Source organism: Streptomyces sp. NPDC001700 (assembly GCF_053596435.1).
Map to the genome: position 1 here is coordinate 203,509 of NZ_JBSFGE010000008.1, position 22,139 is coordinate 225,647.

The 22,139-nt window shown below is 72.3% G+C and carries 19 protein-coding genes; 12 read left to right on the forward strand and 7 right to left on the reverse strand.

The features are described 5' to 3' along the window. The first annotated feature begins 45 nt into the window (after positions 1–45). The 6 genes from ACWC5C_RS17720 to ACWC5C_RS17745 are packed head-to-tail and all read left to right on the forward strand — an operon-like array spanning position 46 to position 6,808. Complete coding sequence (locus tag ACWC5C_RS17720) at positions 46–855, forward strand: SDR family NAD(P)-dependent oxidoreductase (RefSeq protein ID WP_450876275.1); 810 nt, start codon at positions 46–48, stop codon at positions 853–855. Positions 856–906: 51 nt separating this feature from the next. Continuing rightward, positions 907–2,274, forward strand: coding sequence for an MFS transporter (locus ACWC5C_RS17725; RefSeq protein ID WP_450876276.1), 1,368 nt, complete (start codon positions 907–909; stop codon positions 2,272–2,274). A gap of 43 nt (positions 2,275–2,317) precedes the next feature. Continuing rightward, complete coding sequence (locus tag ACWC5C_RS17730; protein ID WP_450876277.1) at positions 2,318–3,178, forward strand: isocitrate lyase/PEP mutase family protein; 861 nt, start codon at positions 2,318–2,320, stop codon at positions 3,176–3,178. Between the two features lie 8 nt (positions 3,179–3,186). Then, complete coding sequence (locus ACWC5C_RS17735; RefSeq protein ID WP_450876278.1) at positions 3,187–4,170, forward strand: C-terminal binding protein; 984 nt, start codon at positions 3,187–3,189, stop codon at positions 4,168–4,170. Further along, positions 4,167–6,038, forward strand: coding sequence for a bifunctional sugar phosphate isomerase/epimerase/4-hydroxyphenylpyruvate dioxygenase family protein (locus ACWC5C_RS17740; RefSeq protein WP_450876279.1), 1,872 nt, complete (start codon positions 4,167–4,169; stop codon positions 6,036–6,038). The genes ACWC5C_RS17735 and ACWC5C_RS17740 overlap by 4 nt, the downstream gene beginning before the upstream one ends. Before the next feature lie 38 nt (positions 6,039–6,076). Beyond that, complete coding sequence (locus ACWC5C_RS17745) at positions 6,077–6,808, forward strand: GntR family transcriptional regulator (RefSeq protein ID WP_450876280.1); 732 nt, start codon at positions 6,077–6,079, stop codon at positions 6,806–6,808. A 4-nt stretch (positions 6,809–6,812) separates the two neighbouring features. Here the strand turns inward: ACWC5C_RS17745 and ACWC5C_RS17750 are convergent, their stop codons facing one another. The 3 genes from ACWC5C_RS17750 to ACWC5C_RS17760 form a co-directional block, all read right to left on the reverse strand. Then, the gene (locus ACWC5C_RS17750; protein ID WP_450876281.1) at positions 6,813–8,093 is read right to left on the reverse strand and encodes a DUF1266 domain-containing protein; all 1,281 of its coding nucleotides are present in this window, start codon (positions 8,091–8,093) and stop codon (positions 6,813–6,815) included. A 39-nt stretch (positions 8,094–8,132) separates the two neighbouring features. Further along, entirely contained in the window at positions 8,133–8,699 is a 567-nt protein-coding gene (locus ACWC5C_RS17755; protein ID WP_450876282.1) for a hypothetical protein, read from the reverse strand. A gap of 83 nt (positions 8,700–8,782) precedes the next feature. After that, complete coding sequence (locus ACWC5C_RS17760; protein ID WP_450876283.1) at positions 8,783–9,739, reverse strand: FkbM family methyltransferase; 957 nt, start codon at positions 9,737–9,739, stop codon at positions 8,783–8,785. Between the two features lie 366 nt (positions 9,740–10,105). Here ACWC5C_RS17760 and ACWC5C_RS17765 point away from each other — a divergent pair, with 366 nt between their 5' ends. Further along, positions 10,106–11,671, forward strand: coding sequence for a GMC family oxidoreductase (locus tag ACWC5C_RS17765; protein WP_450876284.1), 1,566 nt, complete (start codon positions 10,106–10,108; stop codon positions 11,669–11,671). A 24-nt stretch (positions 11,672–11,695) separates the two neighbouring features. Here the strand turns inward: ACWC5C_RS17765 and ACWC5C_RS17770 are convergent, their stop codons facing one another. The 3 genes from ACWC5C_RS17770 to ACWC5C_RS17780 form a co-directional block, all read right to left on the reverse strand. Beyond that, complete coding sequence (locus tag ACWC5C_RS17770; protein ID WP_450876285.1) at positions 11,696–12,421, reverse strand: TIGR03943 family putative permease subunit; 726 nt, start codon at positions 12,419–12,421, stop codon at positions 11,696–11,698. Next, the gene (locus ACWC5C_RS17775; protein WP_450876286.1) at positions 12,418–13,431 is read right to left on the reverse strand and encodes a permease; all 1,014 of its coding nucleotides are present in this window, start codon (positions 13,429–13,431) and stop codon (positions 12,418–12,420) included. Before ACWC5C_RS17775 ends, ACWC5C_RS17770 begins: the two co-directional genes overlap by 4 nt. 153 nt (positions 13,432–13,584) lie before the next feature. Then, positions 13,585–16,266: a SpoIIE family protein phosphatase gene (locus ACWC5C_RS17780; protein ID WP_450876287.1), complete on the reverse strand. Its 2,682-nt coding sequence runs from the start codon at positions 16,264–16,266 to the stop codon at positions 13,585–13,587. 253 nt (positions 16,267–16,519) lie between these two features. Here ACWC5C_RS17780 and ACWC5C_RS17785 point away from each other — a divergent pair, with 253 nt between their 5' ends. The 5 genes from ACWC5C_RS17785 (at position 16,520) to ACWC5C_RS17805 (ending at position 21,094) form a co-directional block, all read left to right on the forward strand. Then, the gene (locus ACWC5C_RS17785; RefSeq protein WP_450876288.1) at positions 16,520–16,927 is read left to right on the forward strand and encodes a DUF6153 family protein; all 408 of its coding nucleotides are present in this window, start codon (positions 16,520–16,522) and stop codon (positions 16,925–16,927) included. A gap of 181 nt (positions 16,928–17,108) precedes the next feature. Further along, positions 17,109–17,543, forward strand: coding sequence for a hypothetical protein (locus tag ACWC5C_RS17790; RefSeq protein WP_450876289.1), 435 nt, complete (start codon positions 17,109–17,111; stop codon positions 17,541–17,543). A gap of 57 nt (positions 17,544–17,600) precedes the next feature. Further along, the gene (locus ACWC5C_RS17795) at positions 17,601–18,731 is read left to right on the forward strand and encodes a PLP-dependent cysteine synthase family protein (protein WP_450876290.1); all 1,131 of its coding nucleotides are present in this window, start codon (positions 17,601–17,603) and stop codon (positions 18,729–18,731) included. Continuing rightward, positions 18,728–20,029 carry an MFS transporter gene (locus tag ACWC5C_RS17800; RefSeq protein ID WP_450876291.1) on the forward strand — a complete coding sequence of 434 codons (1,302 nt, stop codon included), beginning with the start codon at positions 18,728–18,730 and terminating at the stop codon, positions 20,027–20,029. The genes ACWC5C_RS17795 and ACWC5C_RS17800 overlap by 4 nt, the downstream gene beginning before the upstream one ends. 180 nt (positions 20,030–20,209) lie before the next feature. After that, entirely contained in the window at positions 20,210–21,094 is an 885-nt protein-coding gene (locus tag ACWC5C_RS17805) for an SDR family oxidoreductase (RefSeq protein ID WP_450876292.1), read from the forward strand. Between the two features lie 13 nt (positions 21,095–21,107). Here the strand turns inward: ACWC5C_RS17805 and ACWC5C_RS17810 are convergent, their stop codons facing one another. Continuing rightward, complete coding sequence (locus ACWC5C_RS17810; RefSeq protein ID WP_385443347.1) at positions 21,108–22,127, reverse strand: DUF5954 family protein; 1,020 nt, start codon at positions 22,125–22,127, stop codon at positions 21,108–21,110. Positions 22,128–22,139: the final 12 nt, after the last annotated feature.

Genomic DNA, 22,139 nt, shown 5'->3' on the forward strand with positions numbered 1-22,139 from the left:
CCTGCCCACCCTCTCCCGCCGGGCGCATCGACGAAAGGGACGAGAGTGGCAGACCTCAGCGGTCTCTGCGTCGCGGTCACCGGTGCCGGGCGCGGCATCGGACGGTCCATCGCCCTGCGGCTCGCCTCGGCGGGCGCGCACCTGGCCGTCATCGACCGCGACGCCGCCCGCGCCGAGGCCGTACGCGCCGAAGTGGCCGCCCTCGGCCGCCCGGCGCTCGCCGTAGCGGGCGATGTGACCCGGGCCGCCGACTGCGCCGAGATGGTGGCGCGCACCGCCGACGGCCTCGGGCGGCTCGACGTCATGGTCTGCAACGCGGGCATCGTGCAGGTCAAACCCTTCCTGGACATCACCGAAGAGGACTGGGACGCCACCTTCGCCGTCAACGTCAAGGGCGCGTTCCTGACCATGCAGGCCGCCGCCGCCCGGATGCGCACGCAGGAACCCCCGCAAGCCGCCCGTCCGCGCGGGAAGATCATCACGATGTCGTCGATCGCCGGACGTTACGGCGCCGGTCCGATGGCGCCCCTCACCCCCCACTACCGCGCCAGCAAGGCGTCCGTCATCAGCCTCACCCAGACCGCGGCCTACGCGCTGGCACCGGACATCACCGTCAACGCCATCTGCCCCGGCCTGGTCGGCACCGACATGTGGCGCCAGATCGACCAGGAGTGGTCCGCCACCGAGGGGTGGACCGCGGGCGAGGCGTGGCAGCGGCGCACCGCCACCGTACCGATGGGCCGCCCGCAGACACCGGACGACGTCGCGGGCCTCGCCCTCTACCTCTGCTCACCCGATTCCGACTACATGACCGGCCAGGCCGTCAACATCGACGGCGGACTGATCATGAGCTGAGCCGCCCTCCTCCCGCACGACGCGCAACGAAGCGCACGATCGAGGAAGCACATGACACACGCACCCAGCGGCACCCCCGCCCCGGCCCTGGACGAGGCCGGGCAGCGCGCGGCCGTCTCGCGCATCTCCTGGCGCATCCTCCCGCTCATCGCGGTCGGCTACGTCATCGCGTACGTCGACCGCACCAACATCGGCTTCGCCCAGCTGGGCATGGGCACCGAACTGGGCATCAAGGCCGCCGCGTACGGCCTTGCCGCCTCGATCTTCTTCGTCGCGTACTTCTTCTTCGAGGTGCCGAGCAATCTGCTGCTGCGCCGCTTCGGCGCCCGCGCCTGGCTCGCCCGCATCATGGCGACCTGGGGGATCATCACCGTACTCACCGGGTTCACCACCAACGTGCAGATGCTGTACGTGATGCGCTTCCTGCTCGGCATCGCGGAGGCCGGTTTCTTCCCCGGCATCATCGTCTACCTCACCCTGTGGTTCCGCTCCGGCGACCGGGCCGTCGCGCTCGGCTGGCTGGTGCTGGCCCAGCCGGTCTCGTTCATCTGCGGCGGGCTGCTCGGCGGTCTGATCCTGGACCACACCGGGTGGTTCGGCATGGCGGGCTGGCGCTGGCTGTTCATCCTGACCGGCGTCCCCGCCGTCCTGATGGCCGTCGTGACGTACGCCTTCCTCCCCAACTCCCCGGCCACCGCGCGCTGGCTCGCCCCCGCCGACCGCGACTGGCTGCGCACCTCCCTGGAGTCCGAGCAGGGCACCGGCCACGACGAGGGCGTACGGGCGCAGCTCGCCGCCCTGCGCAACCGCCGGGTGCTGCACCTGGCCGCCACCCATCTCGCGCTCGCCATCGGCACCTACGGGTTCAACCTCTTCCTGCCACTGATCATCAAGCAGATCAACCCCTCCTACTCGGCCACCAACATCGGCTTCACCGCGGCCGTCCCCTATATCTGTGCCGCGCTCGCGCTGCTGGTCACCGCCCAGTTGTCCAAGCGCGCCCGCGAACGCAAATACCTGGTCGCCATCCCCCTCGCCATGGGGGCCGTCGGCCTCGCCGCCGTCATCGCCCTGCGCGACCACCCCGGGCCCGCGGTGGTCGCGCTCGCGATCACCGGGATCGGCGCCTTCGCCTGGCTGCCGCCGTTCTGGGCGCTCACCACCGACAGCCTGTCCAAGACCCACGCCGCGGTCGGCATCGCCGCCATCAACTCCATCGGCAACCTCGGCGGGTTCTTCGGCCCGTACATCGTCGGCAAGGAGACGGACGGCAGCACCGTCACCGCGGGCCTGCTCATCCCCGTCGTGTCCCTGGCCGTCTCCGTCGTGCTGATCCTGCTGTGGCGCAGCCCCGCGCGGCAGCCCGGCTCCGAAACCGGCCCGGCGGCGGTGGCCGACACACCCGCCGCCGCCCGTTGACCGTCCGTTGACGACCCGTGACACCCACCGAAAGGAGCCGACCGTGTCAGCCGCCACGTCGCTCACGGCCCTGCTGGACGGCCCCGGCATCGTCCAGGCCCCGGGCGCGCCCGACTCGGCCACGGCCCGCCTCGTCCAAGCCGCCGGTTTCCCGGCCGTCTACCTGACCGGCTTCGGCGCCACCGCCAGCCGACTCGGCACCCCCGACATCGGGCTGCTCACCCAGACCGAGATGACCGAACACGCCCGCAACATGACCCGCGCCGTGTCCATCCCGGTCATCGCGGACGCCGACACCGGCTACGGCGGCCCCTCCAACATCCACCGCACCGTGCGCGAATACCTCCAGGCCCAGGTGGCGGCCATCCACCTGGAGGACCAGGTGGCGCCCAAGCGGTGCGGCCAGATGAGCGGCATCCGGCTGATGGACGAGGACGAGAGCGCCGCCCGGATCGCCTGCGCCGTCGAGGCCCGCGGCACCGACGACCTGCTGGTCATCGGGCGCACCGACGCCCTGCCCGCCGCCGGTATCGACGAGGCGGTACGCCGCGCCCGCCGCTACCGGGACGCGGGCGCCGACCTGGTCTTCGTGGACGGCATCAAACGCGTCGAGGAGGTGGAGGCCGTCGCCAAGGCCATCGAGGGACCCAAGGTGGTCTCCATCGTGGACGGCAACGAGACCACCCGGCTCACCGCCACCGACCTGGCGGACATGGGATTCTCGCTCGTCTTCTACGCGGTCACGGCGCTGTTCACCGCCACCCGCGCGGTCGCCGACGCATTGGACCATCTGCGCACCGCCGGAACCCCCGCGGGCGGCCCGGCCCAGCACACCTACGCCGAGTTCTGCGACCTGGTCGACCTCGGTTTCCACCAGGACCTCGACCACCGTTTCGGGAGCTGAGCGCCATCATGTTCACCGTGGTCGTCACCGACTACGAATTCGCCGACCTGGAGCCCGAGCGGCGGGTCCTGGAGGGGGCGGGACTCACCCTCGTCCCCGCCCAGGCCCGCACCGAGGACGAGCTGATCGAGATCTGCGCCGACGCCGACGCCGTGATCAACCAGTACGCCCCCGTCACCGCCCAGGTCATCCGCAACCTGACCCGCTGCCAGGTGATCTCCCGCTACGGCATCGGGCTCAACACCATCGACGTCCCGGCCGCCACCGAAGCGGGCATCGCCGTCGCCAACGTGCCGGACGGCTCCCTGGAGGAGGTGTCCGACCACGCCGCCGCCCAGATCCTCACCCTCGCCCGGGGACTGCACCGCTACGACGCTGCCATCCGCCGGGGCACCTGGGACTACACCGTCGCGAAACCACTGCGGCGGCTGCGCGGACGCACCCTCGGGCTCGTCGGATTCGGCCGCATCCCGCAGCGGCTCGCCGAGAAGATGAGCGGCTTCGGGATGACCCTCCTCGCCCACGACCCCTATCCGGACGCCTCCCGGGCGGCGGCGCTCGGCGTCCGGCTCGTGGACCTCGACACCCTCTGCCGCGAGGCCGACGTGGTGTCCGTGCACGCCCCGCTGACGGAGCGGACCCAAGGGATGCTCGGGCCCGCGCAGTTCGCCGCCATGAAGCCCACCACCTGCCTGGTCAACACCGCGCGCGGCCCGGTGGTGGACGAGGCCGCGCTCATCGAGGCGCTGCGCTCGGGACGTATCGCGGGCGCCGCCCTGGACGTCTTCGCCCACGAGCCCATCGGCCCCGACAGCCCCCTGGCACACTGCGAGAACGTGGTCCTCACCCCGCACACCGCCTGGTACTCGGAGGACTCCGAGATCGAGATCCGTACGAAGACGGCCCGCAATGTGGTAGACGTCGCCGAGGGGCGGCTGCCCACGTACCTGGTCAACGACGTGAACCTCACCGTAGGAGGACGGCACACATGACCCGTACAGCGGTGGCCACGGTCTGCCTGTCGGGAACCCTGGACGACAAGCTCACCGCCGCGGCGGACGCCGGATTCGCCGGGGTGGAGATCTTCGAACCCGACCTCGTCGCCTCTCCGCTCGCCCCCGCCGCGATCCGGGCCCGGTGCGCCGACCTCGGCCTGTCCATCGACCTCTACCAGCCCTTCCGCGACCTCGACTCCACCTCGCCGGACCGCTTCGCCGCCAACCTCACCCGGCTGGAGCGGAAGCTTGAGGTCATGCGGGCGCTCGGCACCGACACCCTGCTGGTGTGCTCCTCGGTCTCCCCGGACGTGGTGCCGGACCCCGACCTGCTCGCCGGGCAGCTGCACACGGCCGCCGAACGCGCCGCCGCACACGGCATCCGCATCGCCTACGAAGCCCTCGCCTGGGGCGCCCACATCAACACGTACGAGGCGTCCTGGGACGTGGCCGCCCGCGCCGACCACCCGGCGCTCGGGCTGTGCCTGGACAGCTTCCACATCCTCTCCCGGGGCTCGGACCCGGCGGGCATCCGCGACATCCCGGCCGAGAAGCTGTTCTTCCTCCAGCTCGCCGACGCGCCCCACCTGGACATGGACGTCCTCCAGTGGAGCCGCCACCACCGGCTCTTCCCCGGCCAGGGCGCCTGGGACCTCTCCGCGTTCCTCACCCATGTGCTGGCCGCGGGCTACCGGGGACCGCTGTCGCTGGAAGTGTTCAACGATGTCTTCCGGCAGGCCGACCCGGGCCGCACCGCCATCGACGCCCACCGCTCGCTGCTCGCCCTGCGGGACGCCACCGCCCGCCACGCGGACGGGCGTACGGCGGGCGCCGTGCCCGCCGTACCGGCCGCCTCGGCGCCCAGTGGCGTGGCGTTCGCCGAGGTCGCCGTCGACACGGAGTCCGGGCCGCTGATCGCCCAGGCGCTGGCCGGGCTCGGCTTCGTCCACACCGGCCACCACCGCACCAAACCCGTCCAGCTGTGGACCCAGGGCGAGGCCCGGCTGCTCCTCAACACCGGCGCCACCCGCCCCGGCGGCGCCATCAGCGCGCTGGGCCTGCACACCGCCGACCCGCACGCCTCGGCCGCGCGCGCCGAGGCACTGCTCGCACCGGTCCTGCCGCGCACCCGGGGCCCGGCCGAGGCCGACCTCGCCGCCGTCGCGGCCCCGGACGGCACCGAGGTCTTCTTCTGCGGCACCGGCGACGACTGGCTGGCCGACTTCACACCCGCCGCGGCGCCGCCCGACCGGCCCGGCGCGGGCGTCACCCGCATCGACCACATCGCGCTGACCCAGCCGTTCGACCACTACGACGAGGCCACCCTCTTCTACCGCGCCGTCCTCGGCCTCACCCCGCAGCCCACCGCCGAATACGCCGCGCCCTTCGGCCTGGTCCGCAGCCGCGCCTTCACCGACCCCGCCGAGCGGCTCCGCATCGCACTGTCGGTCACCCTGCTGCGCCGGGGCGACTGGGCGCCGCCGGTGGCCAGCCCCCAGCACATCGCCTTCGCCACCGACGACATCGTGGCCACCGCCCGTGCCGTACGCGACCGCGGAGCGCCCCTGCTGGCCGTCCCGGACAACTACTACGACGACCTCGACGCCCGGCTCGGCCCCGACCCCGCGCTCCTCGCCGACCTCCGAGAGCTGGGCATCTTCTACGACCGCGACGCCGACGGCGCGTTCCTCCACTGCTATACGGAGATCCTGGGCGGCGCGGTGTTCTTCGAACTCGTCCAGCGCCTCGGCCGCTACACCGGCTACGGCGCCGCCAACGCCCCCGTCCGCATGGCCGCCCACCGCACCGCCCGCCTCGCCCTCACTCAGCCCGGACCGGATCAGGCGATACGGCAGCTACGGTAACGTTCGGTATACCGATGGACATTAGCGCTGGGAGGGGCATGACAGGCACAACGGGCGGCGGCGGACGGTCATCCTCGCTGGCCTCCGAGGTGGCACGGCGTCTGCGCGCGGCCATCGTGGACGGCGAGTTCGACCTCGGCGAGGCACTCTCCGAGGACGGCCTCGCCTCCGCCCTCGGAGTGAGCCGCACCCCGGTCCGCGAGGCCCTGCGCATGCTGCGGCTCCAGGGCCTGGTCGAGATCGTGCCGAAGTCCGGGACGTATGTCTTCCAGCCCACCGAGGACGAGATCTTCGAGCTGTGCGAATACCGCACCACCCTGGAGATCCGCGCCGCCCAGCTCGCCCTCGAACGCAACCCCGATGCCACCCTCGCCGCCATGCGCCGGGCCGTCGAGGCCATGACCGACGCCCTGGCGGGCAATGACACCAAGGCGTACGGCACCGCCGACACCGCCTTCCACGAGGCGTTCTTCGCCCACTGCGGCAACCGCTACCTCAGCGACGCGTACCAGATGAGCCTGGCCCGCGTCTCGGCCCTCCGCGTCCACCTCACCTTCCTCGCCACGACCGAACCGGCGCGCTCCTTCGAGGAACACCGGCGGATCACCGAGATTTTCGCGGCGGGCCGTATGGACGAACTTGAGGACATCCTGAACGCGCACATCATGCGGACCCGCGAGAACTACCTGCTGGCCCTGCGCGCCCGCGCCGCCCGCGACACCGAGTCCAAGGCGGCGGGCCTGCGCCGCAAGCTGGGCCTGTCCAGCTGACCGCTCACGGCTTCCAGGGGATCGTCAGCCACGGGCTGGTGGGGTCGGTGGTCAGGATGCGATGCGCTTCCAGCATGTCCTGGTACCAGCTGCCGAATTCCTCTTCGTCGAAGTGGAGGCAGCGGCCCAGAATGTACGACGCGGAGAACTCTTCCCAGGAGCGGTAGTTGGCCCGGCCGAGCCTGCTGGCACGGAGGATCGCGTTCTCAGCCTCTCGCTGGTCGCAGTAGCGGGCACCCAGTCCCCAGCGGGCCATTCCGACGGCCCGCCCGTAGTCCCACGCCTCCACGGTGGGGATGAACTTCCCCTCCGCCAGCAGACCGTCGGCCCGGAACCGCTTCTCGTAGCGGGCGATACGGCCGATGAGCCGCTGCACTCCCGCGATCTGCGCCGTCACATCGGCGCTGTCGCGGGGGCCGACCTTGGTCACCCCGTCGGCACTCAGCCGGTATTCGGTCTCCTCGGAGCCCCGCCGCAGCACCTGCTCGGCCGCCTGCCGCCACTGGTCCACCTCGACATGGCCGCCGAACTCCCGGGACAGCGCCCGCCGGACGCCGAGCACGAACTCCCAGACGCCGCTGACCAGTTCCGCGTCCAGCAGCCGCTCCTCGCAGCTGCGCCACTCCTCGCGGCTGGTGATGCCCCACCACTCCTTGAGGCGCCTCTTCTCCCCGGTGTAGCCCGTGCCGTGGTAGGCCCTGGTGTTCCACAGATCACCGTTGCTGACGGACAGCAGCCCGATCAGCCCCAGCCCGTGCGCCAGCGCTCCCGAGGCCGCCATGTCTCCCTCCACGGCGCGCAACCGCATGTGCTGGTGCGAGTGATCGCAGTCGGATTGCTCGATGCGCCGCACATGCTGCTGCCACAGGGCGCGATGGGCCGGTGTCGCGGGGAAGAACACCTCGCACGGACTTCCCGGGTTGATCACGATCCATGAGACGGCGCTGTCCTGCCACCCGTCCGCGAGCCAGTCCAGGGAGGTGCGGCAGAAGGCGGTCTCCGCATCGGGAGCGGGCAGCATGCCCTCGGTGAGGAGGGGCAGACAGTTGGTCCGGACCTGGGAGTACCAGTAGGACGTGAACAGATGTGTTCCCGGATGGGCTTCGATCTTGGCGACGGAGTCGGCGAAGAAGAGATCCGCCTCGGCCAGCGCATCGAAGAACGCGGGCCAGTCGCCGCGCAGCTTGGCCTCGTACAGCGTCCGCTCGACCGCACCCGGCGCCTGCCATGCGGGCGGCGCCTGGTATTCCGTCCGGCCGACCGCGATTCCCTCCCCGTCACCCATGCCACAGGACTCTACCGAGCCCTTCCGGTCCGCCGTGCGTCACCCCGCGATCACCATGGCCAGGATGTACGCGACGAACGCGGCGGGCGGCAGCCCGATGAGGGCGCCCGGACGGAGGAAGAGGGGTTTGCCGGGGGCGAGCCGGGAGGCGAAGGGGTCGGGGCCGGGGCCCGGCAGGCGCTCGATCTTTGAGTGGACCCGCCAATTCAGCAGGAGGGTGACGGGGTTGAACAGCAGCGCGGACAGCGGATGCCACCACCCCTGCCACAGCGTCATGGCGGTGTGCTTCCGGAGCAGCGCCGTGCCACAGGTCCGGCAGAAGTGTCCCTTCCGCTTCCGGAACAGCATGAAGAGGACCAAGCCCTGGTGATGGCGGATCGCCATCTGCGCCGCGGGCGACCCGCCGCACATCTGGCAGGCGAGCTGCTCCGGCGCGGCATACGGGGCCTCCGGCCCGGCCTGGCGCGCCGACGGGGCGGGGCGGAGGGGATACCCCGGCAGCGGTGGCCGATCGGCCACGGGCTGCGCTGTTCCGTACCCCGTACCGGGAACCGCGCCATAAGGGTTGCTGGCGGGCAGTGTCGGCGGCGATATCGACTTCCTCACGATGTCACCCTATGCGACGCGCCGTGCGCGGCCCAGGTTGCCCGTACGGGGCCGGACGCACCGGCCCCGTACGGGTGTTGTCGTCACTTGGGGGCGGCGTCCGCGCGCATCATCACGCAGTCGAACTCCACCACGCGTCCCGTCGTGTTCTCGCGCGTCACCGGGTACATGCCCGTGATCCCGAAGCCGTTGTCCTCGTACACGGCGACGGCCTCACTCATCGGCGGGCTTCCCTCGTAGAGCCGCAGCACCGCGACCTCCGACTGCAACCCCACGAACTCCTTGATCCGGTCCCCGGCGCCCGCGAACACCTCCAGGTCGTATCCCTGGGTGTCCATCTTCAGATAGGGGCGGGGATCGGTGAGACCGGCCAGCGCCTTGTCCAGCACGCTGTCCAGCCTGCGGATCTCGATCTCCTCCGTACGGTCCTTCGCGAACCGGCGGTAGCGGTCCTTGCCGTAATCGCTGGCCGGGAGCAGGGAGTTCATGGTGGCCCAGCCCACGTGCATGGACTGGCTGGACTCCTCGCGCCCGAGGGCGAAGGGGAACACCCACCACTCGGGATCGTTCTCGGCGGCCTTCTCCAGCTTGGCGAACGCCTCGTCGGTGGGCTCGAAGGAAACGATTCTGCCGGTATAGCCGAGGCTGCGCAGCCGCCTGCCGTACTGACCGGCGTTGGCACCCACGTCGAAGACGCAGTTCACCTCGTACTTCTCCAGCAGCCCGGCCACGTGGTGGCCGCACAGATACGCGGCGGCCGCCAGCTGGAGCGAGCGTTCGTCGGAGGCCTTCGCGTCGAAGAGCAGATGGGCGCCGGTGTCACCGAGCCGGACGTTCGTCCACGTGTCCGGCGGGTCGCCGCGGCCGCGGGCCACCACCCAGGTATCCGGTCGCACCCGCGTCACCGCGAAGCGGCCGCCGCCGCGTGTCACCAGATCGGCGTCCCGGCCCACGGCGACGCGCTTCCGCTTACCGCGCCGGGAGAGCACCGCGGTGCCCGAGCCGAGGTCGAGCACCTGCACACCGATCCGGGGAAGCACATTCAGCAGTCTTCTGTAAAGGGTTTGCATTCAGACAGCGTCGCAGGTCTCGGCCCGCTCGGCTCCCCCCTTGCGGCCAATTGATTGACTTCTCTGCCGCCTCCCCGGGCTGGCCTCCTATTTCTTAAGAAAAAATGTGCCAAGCGGCTCGACCGCCGAGAGTGACTGAGCCGTGCTCGGGTTAACGGGAGGTGGCCGAAAACGGCCGGGAATGAGCAGGCCCCACCTCCACGGTCCACGCGGCCGTCATGGTGGCGCGGGCCGGGGCCTACCGGTCCGTCAGATGTACCTGGCTGGGCCGCACATGATGGACACCAGCACAATGGTTTGCGCACGGTCAACGCAGTCTCGGTCAAAGGAAATCGGATGAACACTCACGACTACGTCATCGTCGGCGCCGGATCCGCGGGGTGCGTGCTGGCGGCCAGGTTGTCGGAGGACCCCGAAGTCCGGGTGGCGTTGATCGAGGCGGGAGGCCCGGACACGGCGCAGGAGATCCACACTCCCGCCGCCTTCCCGCAGTTGCTCAAGAGCGAGGTCGACTGGGACCTCCACACGGGCCCGGAACCGGGGCTCGGCGGCCGACGAACCTATCTGCCCCGTGGCAAGGTGCTGGGCGGCTCCAGTTCGATCAACGCGATGATCTATATGCGCGGCAACCGCGCCGACTACGACGGCTGGGCCGCCGCCGGGGCCACCGGCTGGTCGTACGCCGAGGTGCTGCCGTACTTCCGGCGTGCGGAGGACAACGAGCGCGGCGAGGACAGGTTCCACTCGGTGGGCGGACCGCTCGCCGTCAGCGACAGCAGGTCCAACCACCCGCTCGCCACCGCGTACATCGAGGCCGCGGTGCAGGCCGGATATCCGCGCAACGAGGACTTCAACGGCCCGACGCAGTTCGGCGTCGGGCGGCATCAGGTGACCCAGCGGGGTGGCATGCGCTGCAGCGCGGCGGTCGCCTATCTGCATCCCGTTCTGAAGCGGCCGAACCTCACCGTGCTCTCGTCGGCGCGGGTCCACCGCGTGCGGATCGAGGGGGGCAGGGCCACCGGCGTGGAGGTGGAGCGTGGCGGCGCGGTCGAGGTGCTCCGCGCCGAGCGCGAGGTGATCCTGTCCGCGGGTGCCTACGAGTCCCCGAAGCTGCTGATGCTGTCGGGGATCGGGCCCGCCGCCACGCTGTCGGCCTTCGGACTCGACGTGGTGAGCGACCTCCCGGTGGGGGAGGGCCTGCAGGACCACTACATGGCGCTGCTGAACTTCCGTACCGATGTCGAATCGCTGATGACCGCGGCGAGCCCGGAGAACGCGGCGCTGCTGGCGAATGAGGGGCGCGGCCCGCTGACGTGCAACATCGGCGAGGCCGGTGGCTTCTTCCGCAGCCGCGACGGACTGGACATACCGGATGTGCAGTTCCACATGGCGCCGGTGCTCTTCCACCAGGAGGGGCTGGGCCCCGCCACCGAGCACGGCTTCGCGCTGGGTCCGTGCGTGCTCGCCCCGACCAGCCGTGGCCGGGTGACGCTGGGCTCCGCCCGCCCGGACGCCGAACCCCGCATCACGCACAACTACTTGATGACCGCCGAGGACCAGTACTGCATGGTCCAGGGGGTCCGTATCGCGCTGCGCATCGCGGCCCAGGACGCGCTGACGGCGGTCACCACCGGGCCGTTCGACGTGCCGGAATCGGACTCCGACGCGGCCCTGCTCGCCTTCTCGCAGCGGGTCGGGCAGACCCTCTACCACCCGACGTCGACCTGTGCCATCGGCTCGGTCGTCGACCCCGAGCTGCGGGTGTTCGGCACGGAGGGGCTGCGGGTCGTCGACGCGTCGGTGTTCCCGACGGTGACGCGGGGGAACACCAACGCGCCCGTCATCATGGCCGCGGAGAAGGCCGCCGACCTCATCCGGGGTTTCCCCGCGGCCATACGCTGACGCCCTCACCGCACCCGGCCCGGCTCAGCCGTTCCAGCTCTCGTCGTACGGGTCGCGCGGGGCCGGGACCGGGGTGGCGCGGCTGACGTCGAGATACGGGATGACACCCCCGCCCACCGGATCCTTCGTCCGCTTGGCGGTGTAGGTGCCGGTGACCTCGAGCCAGGTGTCCGGCCGCAGGACCGGGGGAGTGCGCCCGGACAGGCCGACCTTGACGGGCTGCGCGTCGGCGGCGCAGCAGTTGAGGGCCATGCGCACGAGATAGGGCGCGCCGTGGCGGTCGAGGGCGACGAAGCCGGTGATCTTGATGTTCCGGTCGCGGAGGGACCGGCCGTGGTCGTAGACCGCGCGGCCCGCGTAGTCGGCCACGTTGAGGGTGAGCGGGCCGCGCGCGGAGAGGTCGGGGAAGCCCCAGGGCTGCCGCTGCAGCGCCGTGCCCGTGTGCATGGCGCTGTACGAGCCCAGCGCGGGCGGGGCGACCAGGATGAGGGCGAACAGGGGCAGCACCAGCAGCCAGGACACGCGTGGTTCGCGGTGGCCGTGCCCGTGGCCGTGCTCGTGGTCGTCGCGCGGCTGCCGCAGTTCGTACCAGACGGTGGCCAGCGCGGTGGCGATGAGGACGACACCGGCGGCGAGCAGCAACGGGCGCAACCCGGCCTTGACGTAGCGCAGGTAGAGGTCGGTGAACCCGGCGTGCAGCACCGCCACGCCGAGCAGGAACAGCACGGCTGCCTGGGCCTGGCGGTTCACAGCAGCACCGCCCCGACCAGCGCCGATACGAGAATGGCCACCGCGAAGGTGGCGGGCGCGAACCGCAGCGCGAACCCGCGGCCGAAGGTACCGGCCTGCATGGCGAACAGCTTCAGGTCGATCATCGGCCCGACGACGAGGAACGCCAGCCGGGCGGTGAGCGAGAACTGCGACAGCGACGCGGCCACGAACGCGTCGGCCTCGGAGCAGATCGACAACACCACCGCGAGGAGCCCCAGGGCGAGGATCGCCACCACGGGATTGTCCGCCGCCGTGTGCAGCCAGCTCGCGGGCACCACGGCCTTGAGGGTGGCCGCGGCCATCGCGCCCACGACCAGGAAGCCACCGGCGTGCATCACATCGTGGCGGATGGATCCCCAGAACGCCGCGCCCTTGCCCGCGCCGTCGAGCGACGGGTGGGCCGGTGGCCGCATCCAGTCGGTGCGGCCCAGCCGCTGCCACAGCCAGCCCATCGCGCAGGCCACGAGCAGGCTCGCCACGAACCGGGCGAGCACCATGCGCGGTTCGCCGGGAAACGCGACGGCCGTGGCGGTCAGCACGACCGGGTTGATCGCGGGGGCGGACAGCAGGAACGCCAGCGCCGCCGCCGGGGTGACACCCCGTCGTACGAGCGCCCCGGCCACCGGTACGGAGGCGCACTCACAGCCGGGCAGCACCGCCCCGGCCATCCCGGCGACCGGCACCGCGAGGGCGGGCCGCCCGGGCAGCGCGCGGGCGAAGAACGACGGTGGCACGAACACCGCGATGACGGCCGACAGCAGTACGCCGAGGACGAGGAACGGCAGGGCCTGGACGATGACCGCCACGAACACCGTCATCCAGCTCTGCATCACCGGTGCGGACAGCGCCCCGCGCACCGGTCCCTGCAGCGCCACCACCAGGACCAGCAACAGGGTCAGCGCGAGGGAGGAGTTGAACCGCCGCTCCCGGGGGCCGTCCGCGTCGTCCCGGCGGCCGCCCCGGGCCGGGGGCGCTTTGGTGAGGGTCACGGGTGAGGTACCTCCGGCGTGGACGAGCGTCGAGGGTGGGTTTCCCTCGCCGTTCAGTACGCCGGTTCAGGCGCGGCTTCTCACTGTGATCTTCGTGATCTTCGCAATCTCGTGATCTCCGAGCGGCCAGTGGGCCGCCGGGGCCCCGGGCGGTCAGCCGTCGAGGCCCTGCGGCGCCTGCTCGGCCCAGATGACCTTGCCCTGCGCGGTGTAGCGCGTGCCCCAGTGCCGGGCGAGCTGGGAGACCAGGAACAGGCCCCGGCCGCCCTCGTCGGTCACCCCGGCCCGCCTCAGATGGGGCGAGGTGCTGCTGCCGTCGGACACCTCGCAGATCAGGCTGCGCCCGTGCAGCAGCCGTATCCGTACGGGAGGGGCGCCGTACCGCAGCGCGTTGGTGACCAGCTCGCTGATGACCAGCTCGGCGGAGAACGCGACATCGTCCAGCCCCCAGTCCCGTATCCGCTCGGCGCAGGCCGCGCGCAGCGGGGCGACCGCCGCCGGGTCGGTGGGCACCTCCCACTGGGCCACGTCCTTGGGGTCGAGCAGCCGGGTGCGGGCCACCAGCAGGGCCGCGTCGTCGGTCGGACGCGCGGGGAGGACGGTCGCGAACAGCTCACGGCAGGTCTGGGCGGGGTTGAGTTCCGGTGCGGCGGCGAGGGTGCGGCACAGGAGGTCGAGACCGGTGTCGTGGTCCCGGTCGTGGCTGGCGACGAGTCCGTTGGTGTAGAGGATCAGACGGCTGCCCTCGGGCACCTCCAGGTCGGCCGCCTCGAACGGTTCCCCTCCCAGGCCCAGCGGCGGGGAGGCCGGGATCTCGGGGACGTGTACGGTGCCGTCCGCGCGGGCCAGAACGAGGCCCGGGTGCCCGGTCCGGGCCACGCTGCACCGGCCGGAGACCGGGTCGTAGATGGCGTACAGGCAGGTGGCGCCGGTGATGCGCGCGCTGTCGGCGTCCGTCTCGCGCTCCAGGTCGAGCCGGGCGACCAGCTCGTCCAGCAGGGCGAGGACCTCGTCGGGCGGCAGGTCCAGGGCGGAGAAGTTCTGCACCGCGGTGCGCAGTCGCCCCATGGTGGCCGCCGCGTGCAGCCCCTGTCCGGCCACGTCCCCGACGACCAGGGCGACCCGTGCCCCGGGGAGCGGGAGGACGTCGAACCAGTCCCCGCCGACCCCGGCCCGCGCGGGCAGATAGTGGGAGGCCACCTCGACGGCGTCCTGGTCGGGCAGGGCGCCGGGCAGCAGGTTGCGCTGCAGGGTGGTGACCATGGTGTGCTCGCGGGTGTAGCGGCGCGCGTTGTCGACGCACACCGCGGTGCGCGTGGCCAGCTCCCCGGCGATCACCCGGTCCTCGTCGTCGAACGGCCCGCTCGGCCGCGTCCGGCAGAAGGTGGCCACGCCCAGGGGTACGTCGCGGAACCGCAGCGGGACCGTGATCAGCGAGTGGATCCCCTGGTCGAGCAGGCGGCGGGCCTCGGACTCGTACCCCTCGGGCCATCCGGCGGGGTCGCTCAGATCGGCGTGCAGGACGGCCTGCCCGCTCTCCAGCGCCCGGCGCTGCGGCGAGGACGGTGAGTGGACGGCCTTCTCGCCCGGCCGGAAGAGGGGGTGCCCGGGCGGTACGCCGCCGACCGCCGTGCGGTGCAGTACGCCGTGCGGTGTCGCCGGTTCCTCGCCCCGCAGTACCGGCTCCAGCAGTTCGACGGTGGCGATGTCGGCGTACCGGGGGACGGTCACCCCCACCAGCTCCTCGGCGGTGCCGCTCAGCTCCAGGGTGGAGCCGATCCGTACGCCCGCGTCGTACAGCAGCCGCAGCCGCTCGCTCGCCGCCTCGGCCCGGCCGGACAGTGCGCGCAGTTCGGTGGTGTCCCGCAGCGTGGCCACGCTTCCGGCGGGGCCGCCCGCCCGGTCGGTGGGCCGGATGTTGACGGCCAGCAGCCGGTTCCCGGCGGCGTGCACCTCGTCGGTGACGGGCTGCCCCGCGGTCAGCAGCCGGGTCAGTGGCGGTTCGAGGCCGAGTTCGGCGGCGTGCCGCCCCTCGGGTTCGGCGGTCAGCTGGAGCAGCCGCCGGGCCTCGTCGTTGACCAGCAGCAGCCGCCCGTCGGCGTCCGAGATCAGTACGCCTTCCCGGACGGAGTGGAGCACCGCGTCGTGGTGGGTGTACATGCGCGTCATCTCGGCGGGCCCGAGCCCATGGGTCTGCCGCCGCAGCCGCCTGTTGGCCAGGGCTGTCCCGGCCGTCGCCAGGGCGAGGGCGGCGCCACCGGCGCCGAACAGCAGCGGCAGCTGGCGGTGGACCTCGTTGTTCACGCTGTCGATCCTGACCCCGACCGACACCCCGCCGAGCAGCCTGCCGTCGGCCCCGGTGATGGGGACCGCCGAGATCACGGAGGGGCCCTGGCTCGCCCGGAAGGTCCGCGCGACCGTCTTCCCGGCCAGTTCCTGACGCACCACCTCGTCGGGGCCGACGATGCGCTTGCCGATCAGCGCCGTCTCGGGGTGGGTGAGGCGCAGCCCGCGCCGGTCGAAGACCACGACGCTGTCGACGCCGGTGCGCTCGCGCACCTCCTCGGCGCGGGGCTGGAGCAGCGACGTCGGGCGGTCGCCGGTCATGGCCTCGGGGACCCCGGGGCCGCCCGCGAACGCCCTGGCGACGCTCAGGGACCGCTGGCGGGCTTCCGCCGAGGCGTGGCTGCGGGCCTCCAGCGCGAGCGCGGCCACCGCCAAGGAGACGAGGACGAGCGTCAGCAGGACCTGGAGGATGAAGACCTGTCCGGCGAGGCTCGGCGCCCGTGACAGCGCCCATATTCGGCCCCGGACCATACGAGCAAAATTGCTCATGTCGGCATTTATAACATCTGGCTTCGGGTGGCTGACCCGTGCGCCCGCCATCCGCTGTGGAGGATCATGTTCCGGCCGATCCGGGGACGAGGGTGATCTGCCTGGTCATCCGGCGGATCGCCGCCGGGGATTCCGCCCGTCGCCGGGAGAGGTGCCTTGCTTCGTGGGCCGTGCGCGGGGTGCGCCTGGCTTGTTAACGACGCGTTCCCGGCGGTGTCGCAGCGTAGCCGTGTCAAACGCTTAGGATCACCGCATGGTCACGGCCCGGTCGCTTTTCGGTATCCAGTTGGCTCGCGTGGTGGCGAGCCCGCTGCGTCTGTTGTGCCTGGTCGCGCTCCTGCTCGGCTTCGTCTCGCTGCACGCGGTGAGCGCCGAAGCCGTTTCCGGCCACCTGACCGGCTGCGCGTCCTCGGCATCGGCGAGCGCGGAGACCGGGGAGCGCGGCGATGCGGAGGGGCATCACGACGACGAGTCGGCCCACTCCACGCACGAATGCGTCCTCGCCCAGCCGGAGCAGGGTCCCGACGTGGCGGCCCCGTGCCCGGCTCTCCCGGCCGGTGCCGTAGCCGATGCCGCGCGGCGTACGTCCTCCTCGCACCCGGCCACGGCCACCGGTTTCACACCGCCCGATCTCCAGCGGACCACGGTTCTGCGCATCTAGCACGGACCGGCGCGACGAGTTCCGCGCCGTGATGGCGTCGTAGCGGCCTTCCGCGTCCGGGGTCTTCCGGCCCCGCGCCATGCCCACCGGCGCCCGTCTTCCGTTTCCTTGCCACTTCCCGTCCGCCACCTCCCGCCCACGTGGCGGGAGGGCGGCCGCCGTGCGGAGAAACCGAGAAACCGTGCCGATTCCTGTCTCCTGCCCACCTCCCCGGGCCGCTCGGGGTCCGTGGGGTCCGTGGTGGCCTCGCCGGATCCTGGCGTTCGTCCTCGGCGCCCTGCTGCTGACCGGACCCACCTGCCTCGGCCACCTGACCGGTGCCGAACACGCCCAGGGTTCGCGGGCCGCGTACGACGCGCGGCAGTCCCCGGCCACCGGGCCCGCCGCGCAGCCCTCCGCCGACGGCCCGGCGGGCGACGAGCACTGCGCGCCCTCTCCCCGCGAGACGTCCGGCCGGGCCGCCCAGCCGTCGGCGCGGGCCCTGCCCGCCTCCGCCGCGACCGAGGCCTCCCGGACCGTGGTCCCCGTGGCGGATCCGGACCGCCCGCACACGCCCGCTCTGCGGGCGCCGCCCGTCAGATCCACCCTCTGCTCGACCAGTCGGTGGCGCATATAGACCTGCCCGTGCCCGAGATGAGCATCCGACGAGCCATCAACCACCGAAAGCGGACAGATGCGATCTCTGACCCTCAACGACGCCACCCCCACCACCCCCGGCCTGTCCGGGCTGGTCGGCAACACGCCCGTCCTGCGGGTGTCCGAGCCCCTGACCCCGGCCGGCCGTGGCTTCTGGGCCAAGCTGGAGGGCTTCAACCCTGGCGGCATCAAGGACCGGCCTGGTCTGCACATGGTCGAACGGGCCCGCGCCCGGGGTGACCTGCGCCCCGGCGGCACGATCGTCGAGTCGACCAGCGGTACGCTGGGGCTCGGCCTCGCCCTGGCCGGACTGGTGTACGGCCACCCCGTCACCCTCGTCACCGACCCCGGCCTGGAGCCGTCCATGACCCGGCTGCTCACCGCCTACGGAGCCTGGGTCGACATGGTGACCGAACCGCATCCGGAGGGCGGGTGGCAGCAGGCCCGCCGCGAGCGGGTGACCGAACTCCTCGCCCGCGACACCGGTTCCTGGTGCCCCGACCAGTACAACAACCCCGACAACACCGCCGCCTACACCCCGCTCGCCCTCGAACTGGCCTCCCGCTTCGGCCACATCGACATCCTGGTGTGCAGCGTCGGCACCGGCGGACACTCCGCCGGGATCTCCCGCGTGCTGCGCCAGCTCTACCCCGAGATCACGGTGGTCGGCGTGGACACCATCGGCTCCACCATCTTCGGACAGCCCGCCCGCACCCGGCTGATGCGCGGCCTGGGATCGAGCATCTACCCACGCAACGTGGCCTACGACAACTTCAGCGAAGTGCACTGGGTCGCCCCGCACGAGGCGGTGTGGACCTGCCGCCAACTGGCCTCCTCGCACTACGCCACCGGCGGCTGGAGCGTGGGCGCGGTCGCCCTGGTCGCCGGGTGGCTGGCCCGGACCCACCCCGTGGACGCGCGGATCGTCACGGTCTTCCCGGACGGCCCGCAGCGGTACCTGGACACCGTGTACAACGACGACTACTGCGCCGCCAACGGCCTGCTGGACCAGCCGCCCGCGTCCGAACCGGACGTGGTGGGGCATCCCGGTGAGCGGGAAGTGTCCCGCTGGACCCGCTGCACCGCCGTGGCCGACCCGCTCGCCGCCCGGGCCGCCACCGCCGCCACCGCCGCGCCGGAGGCCGTCGCCTCGGAGGCCGCCCGATGAAGGCGACACTCACCCAAGTGCGGTCGTACGAGCGCAGCGTCCAGCTGCTGATGGTGAACCAGTTCACCATCAACCTCGGCTTCTACATGCTCATGCCCTACCTCGCCGCCCATCTGTCCGGGACGCTCGGGCTCGCCGGGTGGCTGGTCGGACTCGTCCTGGGCGTACGGAACTTCAGCCAGCAGGGCATGTTCCTGGTCGGCGGCGCGCTCGCCGACCGGTTCGGCTACAAGCCGCTGATCGTGGCGGGCTGTGTGCTGCGCACCGCCGGTTTCGCCACGCTCGGGCTCGTGGAGTCGCTGCCCGCGCTGCTGGCCGCCTCCGCGGCCACCGGGCTCGCCGGGGCCCTGTTCAACCCGGCGGTCCGGGCCTATCTGGCGGCGGACGCGGGGGAACGCCGGGTGGAGGCGTTCGCCCTGTTCAACATCTTCTACCAGGCGGGCATCCTGCTCGGCCCGCTGGTGGGCATGGTGCTGACCGGCGTCGACTTCCAGGTCACCTGTCTGGTCTCGGCGGGGATCTTCGCCCTGCTGAGCGTCGTACAGATCCGGGCGCTGCCCGCCCGCCGCGCCGATGACGACCCGGCCACCCCGGGGCAGGACGGCCGGGAGCGGGTGCTGACCCAGTGGCGCGGGATCCTGGCCAACCGCCCGTTCCTGCTGTTCTCCCTCGCCATGATCGGCTCGTATGTGCTGTCGTTCCAGGTCTATCTGGCGCTGCCGCTGGAGGTACGACGGCTGGGCGGCGAAGGGGAGTTCGGCACCGCGGCGGTGGCGCTGCTCTTCGCCGTCTCGGGGCTCAGCACCATCGTCGGCCAGACCCGGGTGACCGCGTGGTGCAAGGCCCGCATGGCGCCCGGCCGGGCCCTGGGCTGGGGGCTGGCCCTCATGGGCGTGGCCTTCCTGCCGCTGCTGGTGGCGACCGCGCTGCCGGTCCCGGACGGCGGGCCCGGCCGGTGGGTGCTCGCGGCCGTGCCGCCCGCGCTCGCCGCGTTCCTGCTGGCGCTGGGCACGATGATCGCGTACCCGTTCGAGATGGACACCATCGTCCGGCTCTCGGGGGAGCGGCTCGTCGCCACCCACTACGGGCTGTACAACACCATCTGCGGAGTCGGCATCACGCTCGGGAACCTGCTCACCGGCGCTTCGCTGGACGCGGCCCGCGAAGCGGGCATGCCCGCCGTCCCGTGGCTTGTGCTGCTCGCCCTCGGCCTGGCCTGCGCGGCCGCGCTGTTCGGGCTGCACCGTACGGGCCGACTGGCACCGGTGGTGCCCGAGCGGCGCCCCGCGGCGGCCTGACCCGGCGAAGAGTCGCGACGACGCCCCCGCCGGTGGCCACGCCCGGCCACCGGCGGGGGCGTTCCCGGCCACCGCCGAACAGGTGCCACCGCCGGGCGGCCGCGGCGGTGGTCGCGCCGGGGCCCGGATCAGGCTCGTACGGTCGTCTGGACCCGCCCAGCCGACCCCCGGGAGCGCCACGTGCGGAACACCAGCCCCCTGACCGGACGGCTCGCCGTCGTGACCGGTGCCGCCCGTGGACTGGGCGCGGCCATGGTCCGGGAACTGGCGGGGCGCGGCGCACGGATCGTCCTCCTGGGCCGGGAGGAGGACACCCTCGTGCAGGTGGCGGACTCGCTCCCGGCCGCCACGGAGACCCACTGCTACGCGGTGGACGTGGCCGACGACGCGGCGATGGCCCGGGTGGCCGACCGGATCCACGACCGCGTCGGCAGCCCGTCGGTCGTCGTCGCCAACGCGGGCGTGGCCGAGGGCGGGCCCTTCGGGGAGTCGACCCCGGCCACCTGGCGGCGCGTCATCGAGGTGAACCTCATCGGCAGCGCGAACACCGCGCGGGCCTTTCTGCCCGGCCTGCTCGCCACCCGCGGCTACTTCCTCCAGATCGCCTCGACGGCCGCCTTCGGTTCCGCGCCCATGATGAGCGCGTACTGCGCATCGAAGGCGGGCGCCGAGTCCTTCGCCCAGTCCCTGCGCGCCGAACTCGCCCACCAGGGGGTCGGTGTCGGCATCGGCTATCTGAGCTGGACCGACACCGACATGATCCGCGACGCGGACCGGTACGGGGTGCTGAGGGAACTGCGTGCCCATATGCCGCCACCGGCCCGGCGCGTCCACCCCGTCGCCACGGTGGCCGCGCGCATGGTGACCGCCGTCGAACGCCGCGCCGCCACCGTCTACGCACCGCCCTGGCTGCGCCTCGCCCAGCCGGTCCGCCCGCTGCTGCCGCCGCTGGTCACCTGGCTGTCCACGCGCGAGCTGCCCCGGCTGGCCGAGCGGACCCGCTTCGAGGCCACCGGACTCCTCGGGGCCGGTGGCCGCGCGGACCAGGCGGCCGCCGAGGGGTGAGACGCCACCGGGGTCAGCCGTTGTCGAGGATGGTGCCGTGCTCGTCCATGGTCGGGTGCATCTTCATGGGGCCGTAGGTGTCGAGGTCCGAGGGGCGGGGGGTCTCCGGCCCCTCGGGGCCGCTGCGCACCATCCGCTCGATGCGGCAGATCCGGAACAGACGGCCCTCCACGCGGGCTTCGTCGGCCCGGCGGGCGCGCCGGAATTCCTCGGCGGCCCGCGCGTACACCGCGCGCTTGTGGTCGTCGTACTCGTAGAGCAGCGGCCACATCTCGGCCATCCCCTGGTAGAGCAGCCGCCGCGCGTCGTGCGGGGTGGGCATCAGGGCGCCCTGCGGCCGCCACCGCTGCCCGGAGCGCTCGGCCACGCCGAAACCGACCGGCAGCAGGATGATGTCGGGGTGGGTGGCGACGGCCCGCTCGGAGTGCTTGCGGACGACGGCGGGGAAGCGCGAGCCGGAGTAGGCGAAGGTGCTCAGCGCCAGCTTCATGGCGCCCGCCATCAGCCCGGCCTCGTCCTGCTCGGCGTCCAGGACGAACCCGGTGTCGGGCGACCGGGCCTCGTGCCGCCCGTCCCAGGAGATGAGGGACGGTTCGGGGTCGGTGGGCCGGGGCGGCTCCAGGTTGTGCTCGCCGGTACGGGCGAACTCGTCCCCGCGCACCACCCGGTAGCGCACCCCGAGCACCGTCACCTCGTTCAGCGGCTTCTTCTCCAGCTGGGCGACCGCCGCCAGCAGCGCGCGGCGGGTGGCGGGGTCGTCGGTGTCGTCCTTGGCCTTGAACCACAGGTACGAGTTCAGCTCGTCGCGGACCTCTTGCGGCATGCCGCTGGTCACGGGCTTCACCAGCCGCCAGTGCGGTCCGGCGGCGGGGTCCTGTATGGCGAGGCCGAAGACGGGTCCGCGGAGGGCGAGATGCGGATAGCGGGAGGACGCGTCCACGGCGTCGGCTTCGGTCACCCAGGCGGCGGGGTCGTCGCGCCGCACCAGATCCGCGTGGAGCCGGTCCAGCTTTCGCTTCCAGTGTTCGGCCATGCGCACATTGTC